Origin of the sequence: Bacillus sp. FSL M7-1345 (genome assembly GCF_038006985.1) — a bacterium.
Lineage (GTDB): Bacteria > Bacillota > Bacilli > Bacillales > Bacillaceae_G > Bacillus_A > Bacillus_A cereus_U.
Genome location: NZ_JBBOWG010000001.1, coordinates 4,714,514 through 4,733,254 on the forward strand (window position 1 = coordinate 4,714,514; position 18,741 = coordinate 4,733,254).

The window sequence follows — 18,741 nt, forward strand, 5'->3', positions numbered from 1 at the left end:
TTATAATCTTCACAAATATTCCACACCTTTCATCCTTTCTCCGTACTATAATCATGTATGGAAAAGGAGATGTACACGATGACACAAAGCGCACCAGAATTTAAAGTTTTGCAAAGCATTGCATTTCTTGCTGTCGTTTTGCAAAGTTCCTTATTATATACAATGAATCAAGGAAATGTCTTACTCGAGCAATCCCTCATTATGGGCATGCTATTTAATCTTGCAAAATTTTCAGCACCTGCATTCATATTTATCGTCGGCTTCCATTTAATTCGGCAATATACGAAGCAACTCGTTTACAAAGAATATATTTATGAAAAAGCCACACATTTACTCATCCCTTATTTCTTCTGGTCTATTCTTTATCTAGTAACAACAAACGATGTCATTACACTACAAGGCGGAATAAAAAGTTTATTACTCGGAACAGCTGCACCTCATCTTTGGTACGTTATTATGATGTTCCAAATTCACTTATTGTTCCCGTTACTATGCACACTATTTTATTGGTTTCAAAAACGAACAGAAAATAAAAAAGACATATATAAATATATGACCATTTTCGCTTGTCTATATTTCTTCTTAATGTGGTACTCTTCTCACTACATTTTTAATGGAGAGAAACTGACTAGTTCAACCATTTTACATTATACAGATCGTTCCTTCTTCTTCTACTCATTCTATTTCGTCATGGGAGGAATAGCTGCTGTAGCATTACAAACTTGGCGTATATTTGTCATGAAACATATTCCGCTTATAACAATCTTATTTTTCATCTTATTTTTATTCATCAATTATGAGTTATTTAGTTTTTACGGCGCCAATTCTATTCATTTAACCGTTTCTACTTATTTAAAACCGTCCATGTTTCTATATATCGTATGCGAAATTATGATACTGTACGTGTTATCTATTATGATTGTAAAACGAAGAGGCTTATTATATAAAACGTTAAAATTTATCGGAAACTATACGTACGGCGCCTATTTAGCCCACTTTTTCTTTTTACATATAGGCACAAAGTTTCTTTCTCTATTTGCACTACAAGAAAACACAATATTATATAGTCTATTACTATTTTCAGTAACAGCCGTACTTTCTATATTCACAATGGTCATTTGCAGTACACTACCATTTCATATATGGGTTACAGGGCCTTCCCCTACGACAAATATGAAATGGGCGAAGATTGCCATTCGGAAAAATCATGAAAAAGTATTTAAACCATATATTTGATATACTAGTATTTCATATAAGAAAAGAAAGCAGGAGACACCTATGATTAATCAAATTGGACAAATTATGTTATATGTAAATAACCAAGATGAATCAGTACAATTTTGGACAGAAACAGTAGGATTCCAAATCGTTGCGGAAGAAAATAACGGACAAGGATTTCGCTGGATTGAAATTGCGCTGGCAAAAGAAGCTGGAACAAGCATTGTCCTTCACGATAAGGCGTTAATTGCGAAGATGCAACCTGAATTAAACTTAAATACACCTTCACTTATGTTCTTCTCTAATAACTTAGATCAACTGTATAAAGATCTTTCTGAGAAAAATGTTACGGTTGGACAAGTTGTAGATTTACCTACTGGTAGAGCATTCAATTTTGCTGATAATGAAAACAATTACTTTGCGGTAATGGAAAAGAAATAAGAAAAAAGTGCCACCCCTAGGGTGGCACTCTATTTTTTACTCTTCTCCAATTCAATTTCAGCTAGAAGTGGTAGTACGTTATCGAAAATATGTGTATTATTATTCTCACCTGTTACATATCCACCATAATATCTACTAAATACATTATCATTTCGGAATGTAGTCATCCGCTCATACAATTCCTTCGCAAACTTTGTATCACCTGTTTGTAGTACGTACAAAATTGTTAATCCGTAAGATGCTGGTGATTCATAGTTCACAGCTTGTTTTCCCGTTTCTAAGTTATAACGTCCGTATAACTTTCCGTCTTCGCGAAATTTCTTCTTTATAAATTCTAAATAAGCATCTGATGAAAGACCGCCTAAACTGCGATGATAAGCAACGTATGATTGATCAATAAGATTCACTTCTTTATCGTACGTAAATGTACCATCTTCTTTATACTCTTTCGGAAATGCCCAACCCTCTCTCGGATAATCAGCTAAAAACTGAACAACTTCCTGATACTGCTGTGCAGAAATTTTTCCGTACTTTTTCATATAAGAGAATGCATGAGGATTTATGTAAGATGTTGTTGTAAACTTATTTTGTTTACCTGCATCTGCATCATAATAATCCACGTAATAATTATCTTTTTTATTATAACGAAGTACAGCATTGCTCAATTGGTCAGCAAGGTTTTTATAGCGCTCTTCCTTGTACATTTCATAAGCACGATATAATTGTTCAATAATACGAAGATCATCTATAAGTGCATTTGTGGCTGACTGCATTTCTCCCTTTTCAGAGATTTTCCATAAAACGATGTGTTCCTTATGTACAAAATTATTTTGAATGACCTTTACTTGCTCATCAAATAGTGACTGATCATCTTTATCAAGCGTATATTGTAACCATAGTCCTGCCGATTCTGATAAAGCTTCACGGCCCTTCGCTTCACCCATTCCTGTCTTTGTATCCTCTAAACGGTACGTTGCAAGTGTCCCATTTTCATTTACCATATGCCTTAAAATAAAATGCTCCGTACGGTTTCCTTGTAAAGCCGACCAAAATACAATTCCGACTAATACGATTAAGAAAACAACTCCAAACCCTATATATAAACGTTTTCGCAAGCTTTTCACCTCCCTATTAAGGCTAACCTTAATTTTAACAGAACATACGAAAATTTAAAAAAGACAATCCGTTAGATTGTCTCTCCCACCTTATCCTTCGCAAACCTCTTTAGAAGGTCTATATAGCGATTCCACAAGTCGATCATATTCACGACGCGTAATTTCTTTATTATACAACTTTAATAATAAATCTCTATGCTCTCTTGAAAATGCCATCTTTTTAATGACTTCAGGATACATAAAACATCCTCTCCATTTCACATAAACTTCTTCATCTCGGAAATAGAACTTACGTTCGCATAAAAGATTATAAAAGATTCAGCCATAAAAAACAAACAAAATATTATCAAATTTTAATTTCTTTCTCTTGGGAATATTCCAACATTATATTACCATACTCATTTTTTAAATACATATATATTTTTGGTAGTTTTTTGAATAAATCTTCCAATTCAATCAGAAAATAATGGCAAAAAAGAAGAGGAGTATACATATGGATACCGTAACATTAGCAAGGGCATTTTTTGGTTCTTCATTAGCATTCCACATCATCTTTGCAACGCTTGGAGTCGGGCTTTCTTTAATGATTTTTATAAGTGAAATACTCTATCACTGGAAGAAAGATTCCGACTATGCCATTATGGCAAAAAGATGGACAAAGGCTTTTGCTATCCTTCTCGGTGTAGCAATTCCAACTGGAACAATTGTTGGTGTACAAATTTCGCTTCTTTGGCCTGGTTTCGCCAAAATTGTTGGTCAAGTTATTTCCGTTCCGTTTCAAATTGAGATTTTCGCCTTCTTTTTAGAGGCTTTATTCATGTCTATTTATGTATATGCAGCTGATAAACTACCTCCAGTTATGAGATTAATCTCGCTATTTTTCGTTATGATTGGTGCCACTGCATCCGCCGTGCTTATTACATCAGCAAATACATGGATGAACACACCTGCGGGCTTTTCAATGGGGCCAGATGGCTCAGTTTTTAACGTTGATCCGTGGAAAGCTTTCTTTAATCCAAGCTTTGGCACAAGTGCATTCCATGTCGTTATTACAGCCTATACAACTGGAGCAGCTGTTATCGCTTCTATCGCTGGATTTAAATTATTAAAGAAAAATTTAAGTGCGCGTGAAATTGCTTACCATAAAAAAGGATTACTGTTAGGGCTTGTCGTTACATTTATCACTGGTGCTACGATGTGGCTTTCAGGACACGAATCTGCTATTGCCTTACATAAACATTCACCTGAAAAACTAGCATCTGCTGAAGCTTTGTTTGAAACGACATCACACGCTCCGTTATCGCTTGGCGGGGTTGTGGATCCTAACACACTTGAACTAAACTATGCACTCGAAATTCCGAACATGCTTAGCTTATTAGTAGGACTAGACCCTAACACCGTTGTAAAAGGTCTAAAGGAATTTCCGCAAGAAACGTGGCCACCATTTTACACACATACACTGTTCAACTTAATGGTCGGCACTGCTGCCTTTACCTTTGCAGTTGCAGCTATTGCCCTCTTATATTGGCACTTTGTTTACCGAAAAAAAGGAGTAGAGTTACCGAAGTGGCTTCTTTGGGGAGCTGCCGCATGTGGACCCGTTATGTTGCTCGGTATTGAATTCGGATGGATCTTTAGTTGTAGTGGTCGTCAGCCATGGACAATTTATGGCATGCAACGCACGGTAGATGCTTCTACACGCGCTGATTTCGTCGGTCCTTTATTTGTTTTATTCATCATTTTATATATTGGACTCGGTATTTTAACAGTCTTTGTACTACGGACATTCTTTAAGAAACATCCGTTAAAGAATGATTTACATCACGAAGGAGGCGATTCTCGTGCATGAGGAAAGCATTGCAATCATCATCTTATGGGCTCTTATTTTCGTATATAGCATACTAGGGTCTATTGATTTTGGAGCTGGTTTTTGGGGCATGGTATACGCTAAACACCCGACGCTTGCTGCCAAGCTTGCTAATCGGTACTTATCACCAACTTGGGAAGTAACAAATACGTTTCTTGTCTTTGTCGTTGTCGCTTTTCTCGGTTTCTTTCCAAAAGCAGCCTTTACCCTGGCAACGGTTATGTTTGTACCAGTTATGTTAATTTTAGTACTCGTTGCGATTCGCAGTACATTTATGGTATTCGCTTACTCCCTGCCAAAGTACCAACACCTTCTTCGGATTATTTCAGGTATTACGGGACTCTTAATCCCAGCTCTATTAATTACCGTGCTGCCCGTTACAGAAGGTGCCTATATTACGATGTCTGAAGGAAAAGAAGTGCTCCTTTACGGAAAACTTCTTTCTAGTCCCGTTATTTATTGTTATATGCTCTTTGGACTAACTTCGGAACTCTTTCTATCCTCTCTCTTTCTTGCTGATTTTGCTAGGGAACAAGGTTCTGAAGATACGTACCGAATTTATAGAAGAAATGCCATCATACTTGGTCCTGCAACGCTCGTGACTGCTATTATCGCTCTCGTTGTAATGGACCCTGAAACACACTGGCTTATGCAAGGACTAATAAAGCAATTCCCATGGTTTACAGTCTCTATCATTTTATTTGTTATCGGATATTCCTCCCTTTGGTGGACAAATAAGAAGTATGGCACACTAGGCTTTCCTCGCATTGCAGTTTTAGCTGTCGTCGCTCAATATGCATTTGCAAGCTACGCTTACGGCGTCGCCCATTTACCGTATATCATTTATCCGGACGTAACTGTATTTACAAGCTTTACGACGGTCGAAACATTCTATGCACTTCTTATTCTTTACGCAATCGGGATTGCAATTTTACTACCCGGATTCATTTTCTTCTGGAATTTATTCTTGAAGGATCGAACTTTTTTGAAGGAAAAATAATAAAGTGAAACTTTAATCAGTGGGGGTTTTGTTCATCCCCCACTGATTATTAGCCTTCACCAATCGGGCGTTTACGGGCAGTTGATCTCCCACCTAACTTCTTTGCTCCAGCCGAATTTTGAGGTGGGAGTCTTACTGCCCGACAAATAGCGGGATAAATGAGGGGCATTCGTACATAGAATGCCCCTCATTTATTAGACGTCTCTCCTACTAGTTATTACACTACCACTGATACTTGTCCTATAGCTCAAAGAACACATATTCACTCTATTCCATTATATGCCTAGTTCTTCTTATTTCCTGCTGAATATACTAGCAATATAAACTTGAGACAAGCTACATTTGTTCAAGGGAAAATAGAAAGGTAGGTTAAATATGAGCATTGAAATATGGATTACTATTATTGTATTCTTCTTAACAATGATTGTTGTCTTTTGGCGACCCCGTGGCTTAAATGAGGCATGGCCGGCAGCAGTCGGCGCTGGCATTATCCTCATTACTGGACTTGTATCAAAACCAGACGTCATGGACATTATAAGTAAAATCGGCGGTGCCTCTATAACGATACTAGCGACCATCGTTATGGCGGTTATATTAGAAAGCTTCGGCTTCTTCCACTGGTCCGCAGCAAAACTTGCAAATTTAGCAAAGGGCTCCGGTCGCCGTTTATACTGGTATATTCAATTATTATGTTTTCTTATGACACTTTTATTCAATAACGACGGTAGTATTTTAATTACAACACCGATTTTGATTTTACTTCTGAAAAACCTTCAATTAAAACCTCATCAACAAATCCCTTATTTATTAAGCGGTGCTTTAATCGCCACTGCATCTAGTGCACCAATCGGTGTAAGTAATATCGTAAACTTAATCGCATTAAATATTGTTAATATGACTCTTTATATGCATACAGCTATGATGTTTGTACCTGCAACACTAGGACTACTGTTTATGTCATGGCTCATGTATACAGTTTTAAAGAAAAAACTCCCGAAAAAATTACCTGTTTCTTCATATGATATTGAAGAGATTTTTTTCACGAAAAACTTCCATCCATTAAAAGGAAAAAATTCTGTTGATACAAAACAAAAACGTACAAAATTCATGTTAAAAGTATTAGGCTTCGTCTTCCTTATGCGCTGTCTTCTATTCGTTGCATCCTTCTTATCGATTCCAATCGAAATTGTTGCTGTACTCGGTTCACTCGTTCTTCTCATCTGGAGATGGTACTACTTACGAACAAACCCAGTCGATATTTTGAAAAAGACACCGTGGCACATTTTAATTTTCGCTTTCTCTATGTATGTAATTATTTACGGGCTTCATAACGCAGGATTAACAGCGGCACTTGTAAGTTGGCTCGAACCAGTTGTAAGTCAGCATCTACTCTATGCCAGCTTTGCAATGGGCGGACTCGTTTCCCTCCTCTCTAACGTCTTCAATAACCACCCTGCACTTATGATTGGTACCATTACGTTAACGGAAATGGGCCTAGATCCAGTCACATTAAAAACTATCTATCTCGCAAATATCATTGGTAGTGACATCGGTTCACTATTATTACCAATCGGTACGCTAGCTTCCCTCATTTGGATGTATATACTAAGACAAAACAAAATTAAAGTGAAATGGAAAGATTATTTAAGCGTATCTCTCATCGTAATCCCACTCACAACAGTCGTCACATTATTCCTCTTATACTACTGGGTACACTTATTCTTCTCCTTATAGACAACAGAAGCCCCCTTTGCTACCGTCTTAGCAAAGGGGGCTTCTTCTATATTTAAGTTAGGTACAGTGTGATCAATCAAGTAAAGAGGTGTAACGTATTATTGATATAAATGACTACCAATTTCTTTGAATTCTACCGCTTTCTCTTTCATTCCTTTTTCAATTGCTTCTGTCGTTTCTAAATCATTTTCTTTCGCATATTCACGAATATCATGCGAAATTCTCATACTACAAAACTTCGGGCCACACATTGAACAGAAATGAGCTGTTTTCGCCCCTTCTGCTGGCAACGTTTCATCATGGTACTCCATCGCACGTTCAGGATCTAAAGATAAATTAAATTGATCGCGCCAACGGAATTCAAATCGTGCTTTCGAAAGTGCATCATCACGCTGATGAGCCGTTTTATGCCCTTTCGCAAGATCGGCTGCATGCGCAGCGATTTTGTACGTAATAACCCCTTCGCGAACATCATCTTTGTTCGGTAAGCCTAAATGTTCTTTCGGAGTTACATAACAAAGCATCGCCGTTCCAAACCAGCCGATCATCGCAGCACCAATCGCTGAAGTAATATGATCATAACCTGGTGCAATATCTGTCGTTAACGGCCCAAGTGTATAGAACGGCGCGCCCTGACAAATATCAAGTTCTTTCTCCATATTTTCTTTAATTAAATGCATCGGTACATGCCCAGGTCCTTCAATCATAACTTGCACATCATGTTTCCAAGCGATTTTTGTTAATTCACCAAGTGTTTCAAGCTCAGAAAACTGTGCTTCGTCATTTGCATCTGCAATAGAACCTGGACGTAATCCATCTCCAAGAGAGAACGAAACATCGTACTGCTTCATAATTTCACAAATCTCTTCAAAATGAGTATATAGGAAGTTTTCTTTATGATGGAATAAACACCACTGTGCCATAATCGAACCACCGCGCGAAACAATACCTGTCATACGCTTTGCAGTAATTGGAATGTAACGAAGTAATACACCAGCGTGAATCGTGAAGTAATCCACGCCTTGCTCCGCCTGCTCAATTAACGTATCACGGTATACTTCCCACGTTAAATCCTCTGCAATTCCGTTTACTTTTTCAAGCGCTTGATAAATTGGCACAGTTCCAACTGGTACCGGAGCATTACGAATAATCCACTCACGCGTTGTATGAATGTTTTTACCTGTAGATAAATCCATAATCGTATCTGCACCCCAGCGAGTCGCCCACGTCATCTTCTCTACTTCTTCTGCAATAGAAGACGATACAGCAGAGTTTCCGATATTTGCATTTACCTTTACGTGGAAATTACGTCCAATTATCATCGGTTCCGCTTCAGGATGGTTAATGTTCGCCGGTAAAATCGCACGACCTTCTGCAATCTCCTTACGAACAAATTCAGGCTCTACCCCTTCACGAATCGCAACATATTCCATCTCAGACGTAATAATGCCATTACGCGCATAATGCATTTGCGAAACATTTGCACCTTGCTTCGCTCTAAGCGGCTTACGATCCATTTGCGGGAAAACAGGTGTATGTTTTGAAGCCACTTTCACACCGTCATCCTCTGGTTTTACTTCGCGCCCTTCGTATTCTTCTACATCACCACGCCCCAGGGTCCAAGAGTGGCGCGGCGTTGGAATCCCTTTTTCCAGCTCCACTTGATACCCTGGATCTGTATAAGGTCCACTCGTATCATACACACGGATTGGCGGATTTTGAACACCGTTCGTATCGCTTTGTTCAATCTCGCGCATCGGCACTTTCATACCTTCACGTGGCCCATCCACATACACTTTCTTACTTCCTGGTAAACTCGATTTCAATTCAATTTGCTCTGCAGAAACAGACTGTTTCATAACCTTTATTGCCCCCCTGTTCGTGACAAGGACGAGATATGGCCAGCGTATGCCAAAATAAAAAGAGCCAGGTCCATAAAAAAATAAGGACCTGGCTCATAAAGACATAATTATGTAAAGCCGTTAACTTCCCTACGCTGGTACGAGCCAGATCAGGTCCAAAGGGTTAAGAAGTTCACACGCTTCTCTCTCAGCCTACGCATACGTTAGGCACCCCTAGTTTATCACTGATTTAATTTTCAATACTTTCCCATCATAACCTATAATCTGAAAAATGCAAAGGTTATTTCTTTTTTGTTTACGGAATCATCCACGTTAAATAATAAGCCTGCACATACGTCATAATCCCAATAATAGTAACGAAGAATAAACTATGCTTCAATGTAAAGCGGAACAAATCTGACTCTTTCCCAGCAAGTCCAACTGCCGCACAAGCAATCGCAATTGATTGCGGAGAAATCATTTTACCTGTTACACCGCCCGTTGTATTTGCTGCAACGAGAAGCACTTCAGATACACCGACTTGCTGCGCTGTAATTGCTTGTAAATTCGAAAACAGTGCGTTCGCTGACGTATCTGATCCTGTTAAGAATACCCCAATCCAGCCTAAGAATGGTGAGAAGAACGGGAATAGTCCGCCAGTTCCTGCAAGTGCTAACGCTAATGTAGAAGATAAACCAGAATAGTTTGCGATAAATGCGAATCCTAATACGAATCCAATAGATAGAATTGGCATTTTTAGTTCGTTTAATGTTTCTTTAAATGTGGCTACTGCATCTTTTGCACTCATTTTCAAAATAAAGATAGAAATGATACAAGCAATTAAAATTGCTGTTCCAGTCGCTGATAAAACATCTAATTTCAAGATTGCTTCATAAGGTGTTGGTTTATTTACAATTGGCTCTGCTTTCATTACTAAATTGTGCAAGCCTGGAACTTCAAATTTAAATACGAGACTTTCTAAAGCACCACCTGGAGCGAATAATGCTTTAAAGAAACTTTGGCTCCAAATGACTACCATCACAGTTAAAATAATGAACGGAGACCATGCTTTTACTACTTTTCCTACTGTTAGTTTCGGCATAGATGTCGTCGTTGCTGCTACTTCACTATTTGCTTCTTTAGACTGATAAATTTCTTTCGGCTGCCAAACTTTTAAGAATAGCGATAAACTTACTAAACTTACAAGCGCTGACGTAATATCAGGAAGTTCTGGTCCTAAAAACGTCGCTGTAATAAACTGTGTAATTGCAAATGAACTACCGGCTACAAATAAAGCAGGCCACGTTTGTCTTACTCCTTTAAAACCATCCATTAAAAATACGATAAAGAACGGAACAAATAAAGATAAGAACGGTAATTGATGCCCAGCCATTTGTCCAATTTTATGTGGATCAATGCCTGTTACTTGTCCAGCAACTGTAATCGGAATCCCCATCGCTCCGAACGCTACTGGTGCAGTATTTGCGATTAAACAAAGACCTGCTGCATATAAAGGATTTAGCCCAAGACCTGCAAGAAGCGCTGCCGTAATCGCTACTGGTGCACCAAATCCTGCTGCCCCTTCCAAAAATGCTCCAAATGAAAATCCGATTAAAATAACGAGTAAACGATGGTCATTCGTAATGGATAATACAGATGCACGAATGACATCAAATTGACCTGTTTTCACAGAAATTTTATATAAAAATACTGACATAATGATAATCCACGCAATTGGCCATAATCCGTATAAGAAACCGTATCCGGTCGCGGCCATTGCCATTGTGAATGGCATTTTATACGCAAATAAAGCCACCAAAATCGTTAATACAACTGTAATAAATCCTGCCACATACCCCTTCATGCGGAAAACTGCTAAAGCTAAGAAAAAAAAGATGATTGGAATAAGTGCGACTGCTGCCGAAATCCAAATGTTACCGAACGGATCGTAAACTTGTGTCCATGTGTTCATTGTTCTCTCCCCCTAAAGAATCCCCTTTTAAATAGATATAACCTTATCAATAGACTATCAGGTCATCATACCTTTAAGTCTAAAAAAATATAAACGCCTACGAAAACGTTTTCATTAATTTTATCACACCAATTTTCATTTAAAAAGATTTTTTTGAAAATTTTATCATTTAAACAGAAAATCTTACAAAAACGTCACGTTCTTGTAATGTTAATCGATAGGAAGCTTACCAAATTTACTGCATACTAAAGGTATAACAACGGACATTACTTATGAGGTGATATATATGAACGGAAACAAAATATTAGCAGCTTTATCATACTTTAGTGTATTATTTGCGCCTATCTTATTCCCTATTATCGTGTGGATTGTGGGTGATTCTGAAACGAAACCACATGCAAAACGTGCTCTATGGACACATATTATTCCAAGCATTGCTTCATTTATTGGATTAGTTATTTTAGGAATTATGGGCATCGGATCTGATCAACCAGACGTAACACTTGGAATTGGAGCAATCATCGTCTTATGCATTTGCGGAATCATTAGCTTATACTACTTCATTTGGAATATCGTGAAAGGGATTAAGGTACTGAAAGCTTAGTTTTAAACAAACGTTTGATTAAAAAGAAACTGTCGCATAATCGTAAATGAAATTTTATCGGCGATTCGACAAGAGTAACCTACCTATTAATAAGAAAAAAACCGTCCCAAAATACCTTTTGGGACGGTTTTTTTATCTTCTGCGTTTCTTCTTTTTTCTCATCATTTTCTTTCGGCGCGTATTTGCTTTATCCGCTATAATGTGGAGCGTACTCGCCACAACAATTCCCATTACAAACGTTACAATTTCAACCTCGTATTCCTTCGTAATTTCTATTAAATTTCCGTCGAACGCTATTATATTTAATAGGAATAAAAACGGAGAAAACACGATTAACATATATGCAATACGAATAATATCACCAATTATAATCGTATGTGTGAAGAAGGAACGATGGGGCATTACGCTCCTATATGGATACCAAAAAATGCGCAGGAATCCCCATTTATTATACGCATTACTGTACGTATCTAAATCCGGTGTTAAAAATGAAGTACCTACTAAAAAGCCAATTGCAAAAGTTAATAAAAAATCAAAATTTGTTAATCCATACGAAAAGAGCATAAACAAAACAACCGGAAGGGATATTAAGTTTATTTTCGTATGCGTTCTTCCTGATGGCATAATGCACTTCCTCGCTTACGTTCGCCCTGTCATCCGACAGGTCTCACCTATTGATCTAATTTTTGATCGATAAATGATGTGTCTATATCCGAACCAAACCATTCTGCCAACTTCACTCGTGCCTTATCTTTCACTTCTTCATTTACGTATATCGATGCTTGTAATAGTGCGGCCATTAACGCACCTAAATCATCCGTATAACCAACTCCAGCAACGAAATCTGGGATTGCATCAATCGGTGCAATGAAATAAGCAAGTGCTCCGATTACAATAATTTTCACTCGTTTTGGAACATCCGGTCTTTGCAAAACGTAAAACAACAATAAACTCGCATAGATTACCGACTGCCCTGCCTGCTTCGCAACATGTTTTATTTTCTTCCAAAACGCTTCAACTGAAAATTTTTGTTTCATTCAAAAGCCTCCCTATTTTTCAAAAGAAATAAGCTACAATATGTTATGTTATCAGTAAAAGTTCATCAAAATTACACATAATCTATCAATGAAATTTCATTGTAACAAACAAAACCAAAAAGAACAAGTGTTCGTTAATTTTTTCGTATTTTCCTTCATATAATAGTTTTCTAGACAACCACTTAAAGATTTCTATTCCATATTTCTCAACCAAAAAACTTTCAATTCCGCTTAACATTCTTTTCTATTTTTGTTATATTTTCTAGTTGACGAGCAGATAAACGAATGTTAAAGTTTTCTCTGGTAGTGACAAATCACATACAAAAAATGTAAAATGTTATAGTGTTTCTCAGAAATGAATTTTGTTGTATAATACAGAAATGACGTTATGCTTATGAGCAGCACAAGAAACCAAAAAGGGTATGCATAGTTAAAGTCGTATATGGGTGAATATAGAAACTCTAATTATGACCAAGAAAACTATGTATTTTTTATTTTAACATTTTTCGCTCCAAAATCGACCAAGCCTGATAGAGAAAGGGTGGAAATGAATGAAAGAAACCATGAAATCGCAATTTCAAAATGTGCGTTTCACTTTATTCGTAGCTTTGGCCGTATGGCTAAAAACCTACATCATTACACGCACTAGCTTCGATTTAAAACTTGAATCGTTCATGCAAGAATTCATTTTATTCATTAGTCCATTAGCAGCATCATTACTGTTTGTGGGTCTTGCATTATTTGCAAAAGGGAAAAAACGGAACTATATAGCACTAGGAATTAACTTTATCTTAACGTTCATTCTTGTTGGTAACGTAATGTTCTACGGATTCTACAATGACTTCGTTACTTTACCAGTACTAGGACAAACGTCTAATTTCGGAAGTTTAGGTTCTAGTGTGAAAGAATTATTTAACTACAAAATCATCCTTGCATTTGCGGATATTATCGTATTCTTCGTTCTATTGAAGAAGAAGAAAGTGTTTGCACCGACAGAACGTGTAGCACGCCCGATGCGTTCCCTATACTTCGTGTCAACGGTTGCTATTTTCTGCGTAAACCTAGGATTTGCAGAAGCTGAGCGTCCAGAACTATTAACACGTTCATTCGACCGCGTTATGCTTGTTAAAAACCTAGGATTATATGTACACCAAGCATACGATCTTGGCTTACAAGCAAAATCAAGTTCACAAAAAGCGTTTGCTGATAGTAGTAAATTGCAAGAAGCAGAAAACTATGTGAAAACAACACAAAGTAAACCAGATCCAAATATGTTTGGTACTGCAAAAGGGAAAAACGTAATTGTTGTCTCTCTTGAATCATTACAAACATTCTTAATTGGTGCGCAAGTTAACGGACAAGAAGTTACACCATTCCTAAACCAATTTGCGAAAGAAAGTTATTACTTCGATAACTTCTTCCATCAAACTGGGCAAGGTAAAACGTCTGATGCTGAATTCTTAGTAGATACTTCACTATATCCACTAGACCGCGGTGCTGTATTCTTCACAAATGGTAACAACGAATATACAGCAACTCCAGAAATTTTACGTCAGCAAGGATACTACACTGCAGTATTCCACGCAAACAACGCAACATTCTGGAACCGTAATATTATGTATCCGGCACTTGGTTATGATCGTTACTACAACGAGCTTGACTACAAGATTACGCCAGAAACAAAATTGAACTGGGGACTAAAAGATATCGAATACTTCGATCAGTCTGTCGATATGTTAAAACAAGTGAAGCAACCGTTCTACACTCGCTTCCTTTCTTTAACAAACCATTACCCATTCACTTATGATGACAGTACGAAATTAATCGACGAATACAATTCTGGTGATGGTGTATTTGACCGCTATATGGTAACAGCTCGCTACTTAGACGAAGCAATGAAACACTTTATTGAGCGTCTAAAAGCTGAAGGTATTTACGACAACTCTGTTATCGTATTCTACGGTGACCATTATGGTATTTCTGAAAACCATAACCGTGCAATGGCACAGTTCTTAGGAAAAGAAGAAATTACTACGTTTGACCATATGAACTTACAAAAAACACCGATGTTTATTCACGTTCCAGGTCAAACAGAAGGTAAAACAATTTCAAAACCAACTGGTGAAATTGACATTAAACCAACAATTCTAAACCTACTTGGTGTAGATTCTACTAATGACATTCAATTCGGTCATGACGTATTCTCACCAGACAATAAAGGATTCGTTGTTCTTCGTGACGGTAGCTTCATTACAGATAAGTACATGTACACAAACAGTACATTCTACGACCGTAACACAGGTGAAGTTGTACAATTACCAAAAGAAGAAGCTCAACCAATGATTGATCGTGCACAAAATGAACTAAACATGTCAGACAAAATCATTGGAGGCGACTTACTTCGCTTCTCTGAAAGCAATAAGATCAAAACTGGTGAAGTAAAAACGGCTATTAAAGAAGACAAGAAGAGCGCTGAGTAATCTCAGCCTCTTTTTTTATTTTCCTCTCTACAAATTCTTCTATACATTAACTTTAAAATTACATAACCTTCATCTAATATTTACACCACATTAACGAAACATCTTTATAATAAAATATGTAAACGAGATTCCACATATTTCTTATCTCTCATCTTTAATAAGATCCCTTAGAGAAATATGCGCATCATTTGTTTTCAACTTTCTTATAATTGTCTTTCCAAGTGTTTTGTTTGCATAAATGAAACCTTTAAAGACGATGTCCCTATGAAAGATAGCTACCCTCCTTGTGCAACATTCCATACGAATGTTGCTTTTTTTTTTCAAAAAGCAGGATTCTTATTTCTCATTTTCGAATTTGTATATACAAAATGCTATAAATCACCACTACTTCTCTATGATTTACAAATACATATACGTCATATGTAGAGAATTGCTTACATAAAAATTACTATAGTGATTTTTATTCATGTACTAACGAAAGGATGGGACGAAAATTGGCATACGAAAGATTTGTACTATGGAATGATGCAGTTATTGATACAACGAAACATCGCGCGTACATAGAACTTGAAGAAAGAGGTTTACAATTTGGCGATGGAGTCTATGAAGTTATTCGCCTTTATAACGGAAACTTTCACTTATTAGACCCACATTTAACAAGATTATATCGATCCATGGAAGAAATAGAATTATCACTCTCTTTCTCAAAAGCCGAACTCATCACCTTACTCTACAAATTAATTGAAAACAATAATTTCCACGAAGACGGAACAATTTACTTACAAGTATCTCGTGGTGTACAAGCTCGAGCACATGCATTCTCATATGACACATCTCCGACAATCTATGCTTATATTTCAAAAAAAGAAAGACCATCTTTATGGATTGAATACGGTGTACGTGCTATATCAGAACCTGATACACGCTGGCTCCGCTGTGATATTAAATCGCTAAATTTATTACCAAATGTATTAGCTTATACGAAAGCTGAACGCAAAGGGTGTAAAGAAGCACTTCTCGTACGAAATGGTATTGTAACGGAAGGTAGCCATTCTAACTTCTTTCTCATAAAAAACGGAACGCTATATACACATCCAGCTAATCATCTTATTTTAAACGGAATTATTCGTCAGTACGTCCTTTCTTTAGCTAACACCCTTCAACTTCCTGTACAAGAAGAGCTTTTCAGCGTTCGCGATGTTTATCAAGCCGATGAATGCTTCTTTACGGGAACGACTATTGAAATTTTGCCGATGACCCATCTCGATGGAACTGCGATTCAAGATGGTCAAGTTGGCCCTATCACCAAATTACTACAAAGGTCATTTTCTCAAAGTCTTTTAAAATCCAACAGCACATCTTCCTAAATACGAATAATCTTCTCATTTTCCACATCAAATATATGTATTTAAATGGAAATCAAGGTGTGAATTTATGCCTTGATTTTTTCTTGTAATCTTTTTGTCATATTCAGATTCCCGCATAAGTCTTGACAGTAATCGACATGCTCTTTAGAATTTTTAACAGTTGGTAAATATTTCTTCACTACATTACAGACAGAAAGGAATCGACAAATTATGAAAAAATACCTTGCCGGTCTTGCGGCAGTGTCTGTAGCAGGAGGAGCAGCACCTACACTTGATAGTGTTCAAGCTGCCCCTGAACAAAATACACAAAGAGCTGCTACACAAACTGTCCAAGCTTCCGCATCAAACAATTCATCATATACGGTGAATGCTAGCGTGCTACATGTTCGCGCAGGATCAAGTACTTCTCACGACGTCATCTCTCGCGTTTATAATGGTCAATCATTAAACGTAATTGGAGAAGAAAATGGTTGGTTCAAAATTAACCATAATGGACAAACAGGCTATGTTAGTGGCGAATTTGTATCAAAAAATGGTGCAAAAACAAATAACAATGTAAGTACAGGTGGCAACAATAAAGTTACTGCTGATGTATTACGTGTACGTACAGCTCCTAACACTTCTAGTTCTGTTTCAGGACGTGTATATGAAGGACAAACTTTAAACGTAATTGGAGAAGAAAATGGTTGGGTGAAAATCAACCATAACGGACAAACTGGTTATGTTAGTAGCCAATTTGTATCAGGCGCTTCTTCAAATACTGGCTCTACAAGCAATAACAACAATAGTAACAATGAAGCAACTGTTCAACCAGCAAGCGGAAACTATACAGTAAATGTATCTTCCCTTCGCGTTCGTACAGGTCCTAGCACTTCTCATCCAACTGTAGGTTCTGTTAAACAAGGACAAGTAGTACAAGTTGTAGGCGAAGTTCAAGATTGGTTCAAAATCAATTACGCAGGACAAACAGCTTACTTAAGCAAAGACTACGTAACAAAAGGCGGTTCTAACGAAAACGTCACTCAAGGTAACAACCAAGAGCAAAATAATAATGGAACTGTTCAAACTGGTGGTACTTACGTCGTTAACGCAACATCTCTACGTGTTCGTACAGGCCCTGCTGCTTACCATAGTGTAATTGGCGGCGTGTTAAATGGTACAACATTAAACGTAGTTGGATCTGAAAACGGCTGGTTTAAAGTAAACTACCAAGGAAAAACAGGCTATGTTAGTAGCGAATTTGTAAAATTCGTTAAAGGTGGCACTGCTACTCCTGAACAACCGAAACAACCTGATCAAGGTGCAATTGGCGACTACTACATTAATGCTTCTGCACTAAATGTACGTAGCGGCGAAGGTACAAATTATAGAATCATAGGCGCACTTCCACAAGGACAGAAGGTTCAAGTAATCTCTGAAAACTCTGGATGGAGCAAAATTAACTACAACGGTCAAACTGGTTACATCGGAACACGTTTCCTATCTAAAACACCAGTTGGCGGCGCAGTAGATAATAAGCCTAACGACAATCAAAATAACAATCAAAATCAAAATAACAACAACAATAATAATAGCGGTGATAGTTCTTCTCTACTTGCATACGCGAAATCTATGCAAGGCGTACCATACGTTTGGGGCGGTACTTCTGCTAATGGTGTTGACTGCAGTGGTTATATCTACCACGTATTTAAGAAATTTGGTCATAACATTAGCCGCCAAAGTGTTGCTGGATATTGGAGCAGCTTATCACAAACTTCAAATCCACAACCAGGTGACTTAATTTATTTCAAAGACACTTATAAAAAAGGCCCTTCTCACATGGGTATCTACCTTGGCGGGGGATCATTTATCCAATCTGGAGATAAAGGTGTAGCAATCGCTTCATTAAACAATTCTTATTGGAAAAGCCATTTCTTAGGGTATACGAAAGCACCTTAAGTTATAGTTTCAGAGCCTTCTAGTTTACTAGAAGGCTCTTTTTATTATGTGTTCCCTATATCCCCCTCCTTTTACTCTCTATCCATGAAAAAATAATGTATCCATTTTCCTATTTCGTACACTATAT

The 18,741-nt window shown here is 37.4% G+C and carries 15 protein-coding genes and 1 riboswitch; of the genes, 9 read left to right on the top strand and 6 right to left on the bottom strand.

Going from position 1 to position 18,741, the window contains the following annotated elements; genetic code table 11:
- Positions 1-78: 78 nt before the first annotated feature.
- Both MHB76_RS24760 and MHB76_RS24765 read left to right on the top strand, forming a co-directional pair.
- Complete coding sequence (locus tag MHB76_RS24760) at positions 79-1,236, top strand: acyltransferase family protein (RefSeq protein ID WP_199660473.1); 1,158 nt, start codon at positions 79-81, stop codon at positions 1,234-1,236.
- A gap of 42 nt (positions 1,237-1,278) precedes the next feature.
- The gene (locus MHB76_RS24765; RefSeq protein ID WP_002159850.1) at positions 1,279-1,659 is read left to right on the top strand and encodes a VOC family protein; all 381 of its coding nucleotides are present in this window, start codon (positions 1,279-1,281) and stop codon (positions 1,657-1,659) included.
- A gap of 29 nt (positions 1,660-1,688) precedes the next feature.
- On the opposite strand, the gene MHB76_RS24770 is transcribed toward MHB76_RS24765, so the two are convergent.
- Positions 1,689-2,774 (bottom strand): transcriptional regulator, encoded by a 1,086-nt coding sequence (locus MHB76_RS24770; protein ID WP_340987937.1) that lies wholly within the window; start codon positions 2,772-2,774, stop codon positions 1,689-1,691.
- Between the two features lie 90 nt (positions 2,775-2,864).
- The gene (locus MHB76_RS24775; RefSeq protein ID WP_002144831.1) at positions 2,865-3,014 is read right to left on the bottom strand and encodes a hypothetical protein; all 150 of its coding nucleotides are present in this window, start codon (positions 3,012-3,014) and stop codon (positions 2,865-2,867) included.
- Positions 3,015-3,267: 253 nt separating this feature from the next.
- On the opposite strand from MHB76_RS24775, the gene cydA reads away from it, so the two are divergent.
- From cydA to MHB76_RS24790, 3 genes are all read left to right on the top strand, one after another.
- Positions 3,268-4,623: a cytochrome ubiquinol oxidase subunit I gene (gene cydA, locus MHB76_RS24780; protein ID WP_078173364.1), complete on the top strand. Its 1,356-nt coding sequence runs from the start codon at positions 3,268-3,270 to the stop codon at positions 4,621-4,623.
- Positions 4,616-5,641, top strand: coding sequence for a cytochrome d ubiquinol oxidase subunit II (locus tag MHB76_RS24785; protein ID WP_002089640.1), 1,026 nt, complete (start codon positions 4,616-4,618; stop codon positions 5,639-5,641). The genes cydA and MHB76_RS24785 overlap by 8 nt, the downstream gene beginning before the upstream one ends.
- Before the next feature lie 375 nt (positions 5,642-6,016).
- The gene (locus MHB76_RS24790) at positions 6,017-7,375 is read left to right on the top strand and encodes an arsenic transporter (RefSeq protein ID WP_078174885.1); all 1,359 of its coding nucleotides are present in this window, start codon (positions 6,017-6,019) and stop codon (positions 7,373-7,375) included.
- A 98-nt stretch (positions 7,376-7,473) separates the two neighbouring features.
- On the opposite strand, the gene thiC is transcribed toward MHB76_RS24790, so the two are convergent.
- Complete coding sequence (thiC, locus tag MHB76_RS24795; RefSeq protein ID WP_078174884.1) at positions 7,474-9,234, bottom strand: phosphomethylpyrimidine synthase ThiC; 1,761 nt, start codon at positions 9,232-9,234, stop codon at positions 7,474-7,476.
- A 112-nt stretch (positions 9,235-9,346) separates the two neighbouring features.
- Positions 9,347-9,462, bottom strand: a riboswitch (TPP riboswitch).
- A 70-nt stretch (positions 9,463-9,532) separates the two neighbouring features.
- The gene (lldP, locus tag MHB76_RS24800) at positions 9,533-11,188 is read right to left on the bottom strand and encodes an L-lactate permease (RefSeq protein ID WP_016106648.1); all 1,656 of its coding nucleotides are present in this window, start codon (positions 11,186-11,188) and stop codon (positions 9,533-9,535) included.
- A gap of 286 nt (positions 11,189-11,474) precedes the next feature.
- On the opposite strand from lldP, the gene MHB76_RS24805 reads away from it, so the two are divergent.
- Positions 11,475-11,792: a DUF4870 domain-containing protein gene (locus tag MHB76_RS24805; RefSeq protein ID WP_002159844.1), complete on the top strand. Its 318-nt coding sequence runs from the start codon at positions 11,475-11,477 to the stop codon at positions 11,790-11,792.
- A 132-nt stretch (positions 11,793-11,924) separates the two neighbouring features.
- Here MHB76_RS24805 and MHB76_RS24810 read toward each other — a convergent pair whose 3' ends face one another.
- Both MHB76_RS24810 and MHB76_RS24815 read right to left on the bottom strand, forming a co-directional pair.
- Complete coding sequence (locus tag MHB76_RS24810; RefSeq protein ID WP_016106650.1) at positions 11,925-12,416, bottom strand: metal-binding protein; 492 nt, start codon at positions 12,414-12,416, stop codon at positions 11,925-11,927.
- A 47-nt stretch (positions 12,417-12,463) separates the two neighbouring features.
- Positions 12,464-12,829 carry a YkvA family protein gene (locus MHB76_RS24815; protein WP_078174883.1) on the bottom strand — a complete coding sequence of 122 codons (366 nt, stop codon included), beginning with the start codon at positions 12,827-12,829 and terminating at the stop codon, positions 12,464-12,466.
- A gap of 551 nt (positions 12,830-13,380) precedes the next feature.
- Between MHB76_RS24815 and MHB76_RS24820 the strand changes: the two genes are divergently transcribed.
- The 3 genes from MHB76_RS24820 (at position 13,381) to MHB76_RS24830 (ending at position 18,614) form a co-directional block, all read left to right on the top strand.
- Positions 13,381-15,309 carry an LTA synthase family protein gene (locus tag MHB76_RS24820; protein WP_016106651.1) on the top strand — a complete coding sequence of 643 codons (1,929 nt, stop codon included), beginning with the start codon at positions 13,381-13,383 and terminating at the stop codon, positions 15,307-15,309.
- A 482-nt stretch (positions 15,310-15,791) separates the two neighbouring features.
- Positions 15,792-16,676, top strand: coding sequence for a D-amino-acid transaminase (locus MHB76_RS24825; protein ID WP_078174881.1), 885 nt, complete (start codon positions 15,792-15,794; stop codon positions 16,674-16,676).
- A gap of 210 nt (positions 16,677-16,886) precedes the next feature.
- On the top strand, positions 16,887-18,614 hold the full coding sequence (locus tag MHB76_RS24830) for a C40 family peptidase (protein WP_078174880.1): 1,728 nt from the start codon (positions 16,887-16,889) through the stop codon (positions 18,612-18,614).
- Positions 18,615-18,741 lie beyond the last annotated feature (127 nt).